Origin of the sequence: Gaiella sp., assembly GCF_039915195.1 — a bacterium.
In the GTDB taxonomy this organism is placed as follows: domain Bacteria; phylum Actinomycetota; class Thermoleophilia; order Gaiellales; family Gaiellaceae; genus Gaiella.
Window position 1 is genome coordinate 1 of the sequence record NZ_JBDSNT010000007.1, and the last position, 11,364, is coordinate 11,364.

The following is an 11,364-nucleotide window of genomic DNA, read 5'->3' on the forward strand; positions in this document are numbered from 1 at the left end:
CGTATCTGTGCCTGCCCGACGACCGAGGCGGATCTCGGAGACGGGTTTCTCAGCGTCTCGGCGGTTCGCGAGCGGTCGATCCCCCTGTGTATCGGCTCGGACTCGAACATGCGCATTGACCCGCTCGAGGAGCTCCGCGAGCTCGAGGGAATTGCGCGGAGGCAGAACGGGACGCGGGGTGTGATCTCCACGGGAGACCTGCTCGGGATCGGTACGAGCGACGGTGCTGCGGCGTTAGGCCTCTCGAGCTGGGCTCCGATCCACATCGACGTCGACCACCGATCGCTCGCCGGCGTCGCTGCCGAGCATGTTCCGGCGGCACTCATCGCGGGATGCGCCGCTGACGTCGTCGCTTGGGAGATCTCCTGATGCCCGTCGAAGCCACCGAGGACACCTTCGAGCACGAGGTCATCACCCGATCACTGACCCAGGCGGTGCTCGTAGATTTCTGGGCCGACTGGTGCCAGCCCTGCCACGCGCTCGCCCCGGTGATCGAGGCCGCCGTTGAGGATCGCGGGGACGCGGTCGCGCTCGTGAAGGTCGACGTCGACGCCAATCCCGGTCTCTCCGAGACGTACTCGGTCAGCGGTATCCCCGCGGTGAAGGCCTTCCGGGACGGCCGCGTCGTTGCGCAGTTCACCGGTGTACGATCGCGTGCCGCTCTGGACATGTTCCTCGACGAGTTGCTTGCTCCGCCGCGCGCGGATGCGCTCCTCGACGAGTTGCGCGCGTCTGGGGAGCTGCCCGAGCTGGTAGAGATCCTCGACCGTGATGACGTGGAGGGCGCACTGCAGTTCATCGTCGACGCTGTACCTGCAGCGGCTGCCGCCGATCGCGACCGACTACGCGAGATCGCCGTTGCCCTGTTCGAGCGTCTCGGCCCGGACGATCCGCTGACGACGATCTATCGTCGGCGCCTTGCTGCTGCGCTCTACTAGTCGACGAATCCCATGAGCGAGAGCTGGAAGCGCCTCTACCGGGTGTTGTAGCGCTTGACCCACATGGTCGTCCGGTCGATGTAGGCACGCTGCGCCGCTCGGCCTGTGAGACCGTAGGCGCCGTCGTAGGAGGCATATGACTGCCCCACGTTCCGTGCCGCCTCGATCTGCGTCCCCTCGTGCCACTCGTTGTAGCTCGTGATCGTGACGACGTCTGCGTCAGCGCGCACCGCACCGCGCCACATCCGGTCGTACACCCGCCCGTGCGCACGCTCTCGCACCCGCGCGTCGCCCGTCGCTCGCACGGCGTCGAATCCCGGCCCAACCGAAGGTGCGCAGACGAGCCCGAGCCGACGAGCGGAGGCACAGATCCGCGGGAACGAGCTGCCGTCGTGGAGCAACACGTCGTAGGTGTAGAGCCCGTCGAAGCCGCCAGCGCGAGCTTTGCCGGGCTTTCCGGTGTTCGCGAAGAGCCGCCCTCCAGAGAGGCGCTCATTGAGCTCCGCCCAGTCGGCGTCCGCGGTCAGCGTCGAGTCGTACACGTAGAAGTCGGTGATGCCTGTTGCCAGAAAGCCGTTGATGTCATCCTCGAGCGACGATGGCGTTCGTCCCTTGAACGGCTCCACGTGCAACGCGACCCTCAGCCCTACCTGCCGCGCAAGCTGCGACACGATCGGGAGCCTTGTGGCTTCCGTTGACTGAGTACCCCACCAGGAGACGATCACGGTCTGTACCCCCATCGCCGCGATCTCCCTCATCTGTGCGCGCACGACCGAGACGTCGGACGACGAATACGGGCCGCGTGCGGGGAACCATCCAGACGCGACCTGCGTCGGCGGGCTGTGGCCGTTCTGCTGCCAGTGCTGCCACTGCCCGTCGTCGCGCTCCGTGCCGTACCAGGGGTAGTAGAAGATCGCCACCTCCCCCACTCCGCCGGCGTCCGGCGCAGCGGGGTTGACGAGCCGTGAGCTGGCGCCGCTCGAGAGGAGCGCCGCTGTCGCTATTACCGCTGCAAGAAGTCCCAGGGTGCGCCGCAAAGTCGGCGAGACTCTATCCGTACATCCTCGCAAATGGAAGTGCCAACCCGCGTGAACGTTCGAGACGGATCAGGCGTCAGCATCGTCATAGCTGCGCACGTGCTTACGGTCGTAGAAAAAGGCGATCAGAAGAAGGATCCCGACGATCACGGCCGTGCCGCCGATGATGCCGTAGCGGTAGACGAGCCGATCGAAAAGGACGAAGCCGAGCAGGGCAACCACGCCGATGGCGAAGATTCCTGCAACCAGTTTGACGTAAAAGGCTTTGCCGAGTTCCATCACCGCTCCTTGTTGGTTGACGGTCGCTATGTCCGAGGTCGAATGTATCGTGCACGCCCGACGGCGATGAGGCGTTCGGGGTCATCCCACGGTGTGATCTCGACGTCAGCCGTGCCGAGCGTGCGACCGGCGTGCAGCGTACGGGCGAGCACCCTGTGGGGCTCGGGGGCGGCGAGGCGCAGGAAGTCGCAACGGAGATCAACGGCGATCCACCCACCCGGGCTCGTGTGCTCCAGCGCGTACCAACCAGCTGTGTCGACGCACGTCGCGAGCGTCCCTCCGTGAAGGAACGGCCTCGGGACGCTGTCGCCAAGGGCTGCGGGGGAAGGATCGAGCCTCAGAACGACCTCGTTCTCCAGGAGCTCAACTGCAACGAGACCGATCGCGGCGTCGAGTGGCGAGGGCTTCTCGTTGAGGAGATCGGTCACGGGCGCAGATCCTAGACGAATGCCGAGTCGCTAGTGCGCTATTTCGATCGCGCGACTCTCCCGGATCACGATCACCTTGACCTGTCCGGGGTACTCGAGCTGATCCTCGATCTGGCGCGCTATCTCGTGGGAGAGAAGGGCTGCCGCATCGTCGTCGACCTCGGTCGGCTCGACGATGACGCGGATCTCACGACCGGCCTGCAGAGCGTAGGCCTTCGCGACACCAGGCTTCGCCGTTGCGATCTCCTCCAGTGCCGAGAGGCGCTTGATGTAGTGCTCGAGGCTCTCGCCGCGCGCACCCGGGCGGGAGGCCGAGATCGCGTCGGCCGAGATCAGGAGGACAGCCTCGACGGTCTGAGGCTGCACCTCGTAGTGATGTGCCTCGACCGCATGGACAACGCCCTCTGACTCGCCGTAGCGGCGGGCGAGCATCGCCGAGACCGCAGCATGCGTCCCTTCGACCTCATGCGTCATCGCCTTGCCGATGTCGTGGAGCAGCGCTGCCCGCCGCGCCGTCTTCACCGAAGCGCCAAGCTCGGCGGCCATGATTCCCGCAAGGTGCACGACCTCCAGGGTGTGCTTCAGGACGTTCTGGCCGTAGCTCGTGCGGTACCGCAGTCGCCCGAGGATGTTCACGAGCTCCTCGTGGACTTCGCCGCAGTTCGCCTCGAAGACGGCCTGTTCGCCCGCGAGGCGAACCTGATCCTCGAGCTCCGCCTTGGAGAGGTAGTACATCTCCTCGATTCGCGCAGGATGGATCCGTCCGTCCTCGATCAGCTTCTCGAGCGTCATCCGCGCGAGCTCTCGCCGGAGCCCGTCGAAGGAGGACAGCACGACCGCGTGGGGTGTGTCGTCGATGATGAAGTCAACGCCGGTGAGGTGCTCGAGGGCGCGAATGTTGCGTCCCTCGCGTCCGATGATCCGGCCCTTCATGTCGTCTGACGCAAGCTCGACGACGCTGACCGTCGTCTCGGCGGTGTGGCTCGCCGCTACCCGTTGGAGCGCGTCGGCGACGAGCGCGCGGGCCTTCCGCTTCGCGTCGGTACGGGCCTCCTCGTCGAGCTGCCGCACGGTGCGAGCGAGCTCGTGCCGAACGAGATCCTCCGACCGTTCGAGTAGCTGCGCGCGTGCATCGCCGAGCGTGAGCCCGCCGACGCGCTCGAGCTCACGGAGCATTTCGTCACTCCCCGCCTTGAGCTGCTCCTGGAGTTGCTTGGTATGAACCTCGCGATCGGCGACGCCCTGCTCACGCCGGGCCAGCTCCTCGCGCTTCGCCTCGAGCTCCGACTCCTGCTGCTGTACCCGCGCCTCCGCCTTGGCCATCTCGACGCGCGACTCCTGAATCTCCCGCTCCAAGTTGCCTCTCAGCTGGACGGCATGCTCTCGGACTTCGATCTGAGCTTCACGCCGCGTCGTCTCTGCCTCGCGCTCGGCGTCCGCGAGCAGCGATCGGCGCTGGTCCTCGGCGAGCCGGAGCCGCGACGTGCTGACCGTCCGGAGCCAGACCCACAGCCCGACCGCTCCGACGGCGATTCCGATCAGTGCTGCGGCGACAGTGAGCATGGACGCTCCCGGTGGGGGTTGTCACGCGGCGATTGCCGCGGTCGCTCACATCCGGACACCGCCTGCACTGGCGGTCTCCCGGTCAACCGGTCGTACAGCAGCGTCTATCTCGGACGGGCTTCCCTCCGCGGGTCTGCGGTTGTCGCAACGCTCGATGAGGTCAGATGGTGGGTGGTCACTGGATCAGCCGGTTTTCGGGGAATGCGCTCTGTGCAGGTCAATTGTTCGGATGAAGCACACCTAGTCTATAGCGTCAGCGGACAGGTCCGCAACGAGCGATTCGAGCGTCTCCTCGGAAAACCCCTTCGAGGCCAGGTACCGCGCTGTCTTGGCCGTGCTCCCGCGGGCTTCGATGATCCGTCCGGCGCGGACCGATTCCGCCTCGAGCCTCTCGACGGCGACGCGAATCTCGTCGTCCGACACTCCCTGCCGCTCGAGGTCGTCTGCGATCAAGTGGTTGCCCGCCCCCCTCGTCGCGAGCAGCATCGCACGGGTGCGCGCGAAGCGTTGATCGTCGACGAGTCCGGCGCGCTGCGCCGCCTCGAGCGTCTCGCGACGAACTCCCGGAGCGGCACCCCTGTCCTTGAGTCTCTGCTCGAGCGAAGCGACCGTATGGTCGCGTGCTCGCAGCGCTCGCAGCGCCTGCGCTTGCGCCCTGAGGCGGCGTAGCTCTCGCCCGAGCGTCCGCGCCGTCGCACGATCGAGCGCGGTTCCAACCGAGAGGCGAGCAACGAACACGGCCTCCGTGGGCACGACGCGCCAGGGACGCTCGTCGAGATCGATCTCCACCCGATCCTTCCCGCGCGCGCGAAGGGCTGTCACGACGGGTGCTCGCCTGCCGTGTGCCATCGCGCTCGCGGGAAGAATAGAGAGGTGCGGTGGGTTAGGCCTCGACCTGAACCTTCTCGGTCGCTGCTTCGTCGTCCTCGATCGGTGTCACGTCGACGTTGGATCCACCCTCTGCCTGGGGCAGCAGGCGTGCCGAGACGACCTGCTCGGGCGGGGCTTCTGCCTGGATCCGCGCGAGGATCTGCTGGACGAGGTCTGGATGCTCGCCGAGGAACGCCGTCGCGTTCTGGCGTCCCTGCCCCAGCCGCTCGTCTCCGAAGCTGAAGTACGAGCCGGCCTTTTGAACGACCTTCCGCTCGATCCCGACGTCGAGCACGGTTCCCTCCCAGGAGATGCCGCTGCCGTAGATGATGTCGAACTCCGCCTGCTTGAACGGGGGCGCCACCTTGTTCTTGACCACCTTGACACGCACGCGATTGCCGTACGCCTCGGCACCATCCTTGAGGGTCTCGATGCGTCGGATGTCGAGCCGAACGGACGCGTAGAACTTCAACGCACGGCCACCCGGCGTCGTCTCGGGAGAGCCGAACATGACACCGATCTTCTCGCGCAACTGATTCGTGAAGAGGCAGATCGTGTCCGTGCGGTTGAGCGTGCCCGCCAGCTTGCGGAGCGCCTGGCTCATCAGCCGCGCCTGGAGGCCGACGTGACTATCTCCCATCTCGCCCTCGATCTCGGCCTTGGGCGTGAGCGCGGCGACGGAGTCGATTGCGACGACATCGACGGCACCCGAGCGAACGAGTAGCTCGCAGATCTCGAGTGCCTGCTCGCCGGTATCCGGCTGCGAGACGAGCAGATCGTCGATGTTGACGCCGATCCGTCGGGCGTACTGAGGATCCATCGCGTGCTCGGCGTCGATGAATGCGCAGATGCCGCCACGCCGCTGGGCCTCGGCAATGACGTGGTAGACGAGCGTCGTCTTCCCCGATGACTCGGGCCCGAAGACCTCGACAACGCGACCGCGAGGCAACCCACCGATGCCGAGCGCCATGTCGAGCGACAGCGACCCGGTCGACACCGCCCCGATCGCAACCTGAGCCTGGTCGCTCATGCGCATGACCGAGCCCTTTCCAAACTGTCGCTCGATCTGGCCGAGCGCGACGTCGAGTGCTTCCTCGCGATTCATTTCGTCATTCCTCCTCGTCGTTCCACTGGTTTCGTCCCTGTAGATAAGCACGTCCATCGGACGTAATGCAAACATATGTTCGCATCACGTCTCCGGCCTCCTGCATGCCTCCGACGCTAGCGCGACCTGCGTGCCGAAACGGATGCCGGTCTGCACCGGAACTGTGTCATCGAAAACCCCTAGAGCAGGCGACGCAGGAGATGCAGAGCTGCCACGGCCGAGCGCGCACGGATCACGTCGCGGCCTCCGGGAAGCTCCATGTGAAACGGGATCTCTCCCATTGGCCCTACAGCGTGAAGGTGGACGAGGCCAACCGGCTTAGCGGGTGTTCCCCCTCCCGGTCCGGCAACGCCGGTGACCGAGATTGCAACATCGACCTCCAGGCGCTCGCGGGCTCCGTGCGCCATGGCTGAGGCAACCTCCGGCGACACCGCACCGTGTTCCTCGAGGAGCGGGCCAGGAACGCCGAGCAGCCCCTGCTTCACCTCGTTCGCGTAGGCGACGATGCCGCCGCGGAACACATCGCTGCTCCCCGCGGCGTCCGTGAGCCGCTTGGCAACGAGCCCACCGGTGCACGATTCGGCGGAGCCGAGCGTGAGGCCTCTCGTTCGGCAGGCATCGAGAACGAGTTCCTCGATCGATCGTTCGTCTCGTCCGAAGAGAAACGTGCTGATCGGCTCGAGCAACGCCGCCTCGAGCGCGTCCGCCCGCGCCTCCGCACCTGGCTCGACGACGATGTCGACGTGGATCTCGAAATCCCGTGCACAGATCGTCACCTCGACGCCGTCTCCGTCGCCCCCGGCGTCGGCGAGGGACTTCGCGACGAGGGACTCGCTGACGCCGTAGAGCCGCGCAACGCGTCGTCCCGGACGCGTCGTGCGGGCAAGAACCTCCTGCACCGGCGGGGCTACGAGCGCGCGAGGCCATAGTTCCTGCAGCTCCCGCGGCGGGCCTGGGAGCACGACGACCACACACGAGCCGGTAGCGAGGACAACGCCGGGTGCGGTTCCTGCGATTCCCAGTGAGAGCGCTCCGGCAGGAAGCGTCGCCTGCTTGCGAACTCCGGCCGAGAAGTCCGCATAGTCGCGTCTCATCCGCTCGGCGAAACGACGTGAGACGGCCTCGATCTCCAGCTCGAGCCCTGCGTCGACCACGAGTGGACGTCCAGCTACACGCGCGACGAGCTCGATCGTGCGATCGTCATGCGTGGGCCCGAGTCCACCGGAGACAAGACAGACCTCGCGCTCGAGGCCCTCCCGCAGGGCGGCTTCGAGATCGCCGGGGTCATCACCGACGATCGTGATGCGCGCCGGCTGGAGGCCGAGGCGCAGGGCCTCCTGGGCGAAGAACGGGCCGTTGAGGTCCGTCCGCTCCCCGCGCACGAGCTCGCTGCCCGTGACGACGATTGCGACGCTCGGACGAGTCAAGAGCCGCGCGGAAGGGTGAGCTGACCGCTCTTCGGCACTTTCACTCTGACGCCCGCTACGCGGATGATCACGTTCCTCGGCGAGGAGACGGTGATCGTCAGCTTCTGGGGAGCGAACCGCTTCACCTGTCCCCGCTCGAGGGTGCCGCGATAGAGCGGTTTGCCCGCAGCCGATGCGACCCGAACCTCCATGAACGATGCTCCGCGCGCGGCGGTGATCGAGACGCCCTTTGCGACGGCAGCCGCCGAAGGTGTCGACGGGGCGTTGACTCCCTGCACCATTGGCTCCGCCGGGTCACCGAACTTCCAGGCCGCGATCACGAGTGCCGTGAGGAGGATCATGGCGGTGACGGCGATCACGACGAGTCGAGACTCCCGATGCTGCCGCTGGCGGCGCGACTGCGTCGGTACGCGACGTGTCCGCAGCGGACGCTCCTCCTCACCGGCGACGTAGCGCGAGTTGTACTCGTCGACGTAGAGCTGGCCGTCCATGCCGAGCGATTCCGCGTACGTGCGCAAGAATCCCTTGATGTAGGTGTGCCCCGGGAGCTGGTCGAACTGCTCCGCTTCCAGCGCGCGCAGGTACTTCGCGCGCACCTTGGTTCGAAACTCCATCTCGGTGAAGTCGAACCCCTGGCGCGTGCGGGCTTCGCGCAGGCTAGAGCCTATCTCGAACACGGATACGCAGTCTAGACGAGACTGCGGGAATGTCTGCCGCGGACGACAAGGCCGGGGGCGCACGACGCGGCTCAGCGCACTAGTCAGCCGCCATCAGGACACCGTACACGGCGATCGAGATCGTCGCGGAGACGGCGAGACAGAGGCCGAGAATGCCCAGGCTGCGACCCCACGTGGCGGCCTTCCCACTCGTATCGCGGCCGAGCGTCGCGCGATCAATCGCGCGCGCGCGTTGGGCGAGCACAACGGCTCCGACACCTGCCACCAGGGCGACGGGGATAGCGAAGCCGGCGTGGAGGAGATCGAACGAGCTCGAGTATCGCGTTGCCGCGATCGCTGCCGGAAGCGTGACGGTCGCAAGCACGCCGAGCACGACGGACCACGCTGCGCGACGGCTTCCCATTAGGACTTCTTGTACGGGCGACCGACCGCTGCGGGCGGGATCGAGCGGCCGACAACACCCGCGACGGCGATCAGCGTGAGGACGTACGGCAGCGCCTGAAAGAGTACGGCTGCCGACTCAGAGTACTCCGGGAGTCGCTTTGCTAGCGCGCTCGAGAATCCGAAGAGAAGACAGGCTGCGGCAGCGCCGAAAGGCCGCCAGTTCCCGAAGATGACGGCTGCCAAGGCAATGAATCCACGACCGGCGGTCATGTTCTCGTTGAACGAGTTGAGAAACCCGATCGAGAGATACGCGCCCCCACAGGCGGCAAGCATGCCCGACAAGACGACCGCGCCGTAGCGGATGCCATAGACGGATATGCCGACCGTGTCGGCCGCCTTCGGATGTTCACCGACAGCACGGATCCTGAGCCCGATCGGTGTCTTGAACAGGACAACCCACGAGAGCGGAACAAGGATGATCGCGACCCAGATCATCAGGTTGAGATCGCCGAACACGACATCGAAGAACGACCCACTGTCCAGAAACCCCAGGTTGACTGACGGAATGCCGGGAATATCGGTGGGCGTGCCCTGTGCACCGTAGATGTCGATGTACAGGTAGCCGGTCAGGCCGAGCGCGAGGAAATTGATCGCAGTGCCACCGATGATCTGATCTGCGCGCAGGTGGATCGACAACACGGCATGGAGAAGCGCTGTCACGGCTCCCGCTGCGATCGCCGTCAGCAATCCGAGCCACCACGTGCCGAACTTGTCGGCGCCGAGGATGCCGAAGAAGGCGCCGATCAGCATCATCCCCTCGAGTCCGATGTTCGTCACGCCGGAGCGCTCGCTGAACATCCCGCCGAGCGCCGCGAAGATCAGAGGCGTCGCGAATCGGAAGGTCGACGCGATGAGCGCCGACCAGACGACAACAGTCTCGAGCTTCCCAACGCCCGAGAGAGTCGCTAAGTAGCCCACGATGAAGCCGAGCACACCAGACGCGATCGCGAACCCGCCGAATCGACGCTCTCCTCGGATCAGGACCCCGATGCCGAGCATGACGGCGACGAGACAGATGACGAGGCTCCAGATCCACGAACGCGCGGAGATCGGCGGGAGCGCGATCCAGACGCCCACAAGACCGAGCGCGATGCCGAACCACGCTACGGCACGAAGCGCGCCGGGGGCGCGCGTTGCGGTGGCGAGCGCCATCGACGTCATGCCGGTTTCCTCCGTCGCACGCGGGCCATCAGCCAGAGCACGATCAGGTCCGCACCGACGAAGAGCACGACGAGTCCCTGGATCAGCAACGTGAGGTTCGAGGCGAGCTCAGGGCGGAAGACCTCCGGATCCAGGTTCCGGGTTGCGGTGCCGGTGAGCAGCCCCGCGAACAACAGAGCGGCGAGTGCGACCCCGATCGCTGTGTTCCGTCCGAGTAGCGCTACCGCGATTCCGACGAACGCGATCGTGGCGCCCTTGATGCTGTCCGTGGACAGTCTGTACTGCCAGCCGAGAACGTCCATCGCCCCTGCCGTTCCGGCAAACGCACCCGAGATCGCCATCGCAAGGAAGTAGTTACGGGGGACGTTGATGCCACCGTAGCGTGCCGCCTCCGGGTTGAAGCCGACTGCCTTGACGCTGTACCCAAGCGTCGTTCGGCTCAGGATCAGCCAGTACATGACGAGCGCGCCGATCGCGACGAAGAATCCAACGTGCAGGCCCTGGAAGATGGGGTCACCCCAGAAGACCGGAAGCTTTGCGCCTTCAACAATGTCGTTCGAGACCGGCACGAACTCCTGACGATCATTCTGGAGTGGCCCGCCAAGGCCAAACAAAAAGACACCGACCCAGATCGCGATCCAGTTGAGCATGATCGTCGAGATGACCTCGTGGGCGCCGACCGTCGCCTTCAGGAAGCCCGCGATACCTGCCCATAGCGCCCCGCACAGAGCCCCCGCGACGGCGGCGACAAGCACATGGATGAATGGATTCAGACCCTCGAACGAGGATCCGATCCAGACGGCGAAAATAGCACCGATGATGAATTGGCCCTGACCGCCGATGTTGAAGAGGCCACACCGGAAGGCGAACGCGACAGCTAGGCCCGTGAGGATGAGCGTCGTTGTGATAATCAGCGTCTGCTGCATATTGAACGCTGCAGCCTGTCGTTCAGCGCCGCTGACCCAGGGGAGGAACCAGTTGAAACCTGCGCCCTCGAAGATCGCGCGATAGGTGGCGAGCGGGTTCTTGCCCGTCGTGATGAGCACGACGAGTCCTCCTACGGCAAATGCAAGAAGCGCTGTTAGAACCGGCGCAAGAAGCCCTCCCGCTTTGGCTGCGACGTCGTAGCGCTCGAGCCACGGCTGTCGTACTCCGGGGCCAAGACCCGACGGATCCCCCGGTGCCCCTGCAGGCGGCTGATCGGGCTCGCTCACGCCGCCCCCTCCCCTCGGCCGCCACCGGTCATCGCGACACCAAGCTCGCTCTCGGAGGCTGCTGGCGTGAACTCTCCGACGATCTCGCCCTCGTAGATGACGAGGATTCGATCCGAGAGCGAGAGAATTTCTTCTAGCTCAAGCGAGACGAGGAGGATCGCCCGACCCTCGTCGCGCTCCTCGACGAGCCGGCGGTGCACGAACTCGATCGCTCCAACGTC

The 11,364-nt window shown here is 65.7% G+C and carries 12 protein-coding genes and 2 pseudogenes; 2 read left to right on the forward strand and 12 right to left on the reverse strand.

Going from position 1 to position 11,364, the window contains the following annotated elements:
- Nucleotides 1-369, forward strand: a pseudogene (locus ABIR74_RS01140) (hypothetical protein); the annotation flags it as partial.
- The gene (locus ABIR74_RS01145; RefSeq protein ID WP_348174773.1) at nucleotides 369-938 is read left to right on the forward strand and encodes a tetratricopeptide repeat protein; all 570 of its coding nucleotides are present in this window, start codon (nucleotides 369-371) and stop codon (nucleotides 936-938) included. The pseudogene ABIR74_RS01140 and the gene ABIR74_RS01145, both read left to right, overlap by 1 nt.
- A 35-nt stretch (nucleotides 939-973) precedes the next feature.
- Here ABIR74_RS01145 and ABIR74_RS01150 read toward each other — a convergent pair whose 3' ends face one another.
- The 12 genes and pseudogenes from ABIR74_RS01150 to ABIR74_RS01205 form a co-directional block, all read right to left on the reverse strand.
- The gene (locus tag ABIR74_RS01150) at nucleotides 974-1,975 is read right to left on the reverse strand and encodes a hypothetical protein (RefSeq protein ID WP_348174774.1); all 1,002 of its coding nucleotides are present in this window, start codon (nucleotides 1,973-1,975) and stop codon (nucleotides 974-976) included.
- A gap of 69 nt (nucleotides 1,976-2,044) precedes the next feature.
- Entirely contained in the window at nucleotides 2,045-2,254 is a 210-nt protein-coding gene (locus tag ABIR74_RS01155) for a hypothetical protein (RefSeq protein WP_348174775.1), read from the reverse strand.
- A gap of 26 nt (nucleotides 2,255-2,280) precedes the next feature.
- Complete coding sequence (locus ABIR74_RS01160; protein WP_348174776.1) at nucleotides 2,281-2,682, reverse strand: PaaI family thioesterase; 402 nt, start codon at nucleotides 2,680-2,682, stop codon at nucleotides 2,281-2,283.
- Between the two features lie 30 nt (nucleotides 2,683-2,712).
- Nucleotides 2,713-4,245 carry a ribonuclease Y gene (gene rny, locus ABIR74_RS01165; protein WP_348174777.1) on the reverse strand — a complete coding sequence of 511 codons (1,533 nt, stop codon included), beginning with the start codon at nucleotides 4,243-4,245 and terminating at the stop codon, nucleotides 2,713-2,715.
- A 240-nt stretch (nucleotides 4,246-4,485) separates the two neighbouring features.
- Nucleotides 4,486-5,067, reverse strand: coding sequence for a RecX family transcriptional regulator (locus ABIR74_RS01170; protein ID WP_348174778.1), 582 nt, complete (start codon nucleotides 5,065-5,067; stop codon nucleotides 4,486-4,488).
- 61 nt (nucleotides 5,068-5,128) lie between these two features.
- A complete protein-coding gene (gene recA, locus ABIR74_RS01175) occupies nucleotides 5,129-6,220 on the reverse strand; it encodes a recombinase RecA (protein ID WP_348174779.1) in 1,092 nt (363 codons plus the stop codon).
- 179 nt (nucleotides 6,221-6,399) lie between these two features.
- Nucleotides 6,400-7,647 carry a CinA family nicotinamide mononucleotide deamidase-related protein gene (locus ABIR74_RS01180; protein ID WP_348174780.1) on the reverse strand — a complete coding sequence of 416 codons (1,248 nt, stop codon included), beginning with the start codon at nucleotides 7,645-7,647 and terminating at the stop codon, nucleotides 6,400-6,402.
- On the reverse strand, nucleotides 7,644-8,324 hold the full coding sequence (locus tag ABIR74_RS01185; protein WP_348174781.1) for a helix-turn-helix domain-containing protein: 681 nt from the start codon (nucleotides 8,322-8,324) through the stop codon (nucleotides 7,644-7,646). The genes ABIR74_RS01180 and ABIR74_RS01185 overlap by 4 nt, the downstream gene beginning before the upstream one ends.
- Nucleotides 8,325-8,403: 79 nt before the next feature.
- Nucleotides 8,404-8,727 carry a hypothetical protein gene (locus tag ABIR74_RS01190; protein WP_348174782.1) on the reverse strand — a complete coding sequence of 108 codons (324 nt, stop codon included), beginning with the start codon at nucleotides 8,725-8,727 and terminating at the stop codon, nucleotides 8,404-8,406.
- Nucleotides 8,727-9,620, reverse strand: coding sequence for an ABC transporter permease (locus ABIR74_RS01195; protein ID WP_348174784.1), 894 nt, complete (start codon nucleotides 9,618-9,620; stop codon nucleotides 8,727-8,729). The genes ABIR74_RS01190 and ABIR74_RS01195 overlap by 1 nt, the downstream gene beginning before the upstream one ends.
- A 305-nt stretch (nucleotides 9,621-9,925) precedes the next feature.
- A complete protein-coding gene (locus ABIR74_RS01200) occupies nucleotides 9,926-11,143 on the reverse strand; it encodes an ABC transporter permease (RefSeq protein ID WP_348174783.1) in 1,218 nt (405 codons plus the stop codon).
- A pseudogene (locus ABIR74_RS01205) lies at nucleotides 11,140-11,364 on the reverse strand (heme ABC transporter ATP-binding protein); the annotation flags it as partial. The gene ABIR74_RS01200 and the pseudogene ABIR74_RS01205, both read right to left, overlap by 4 nt.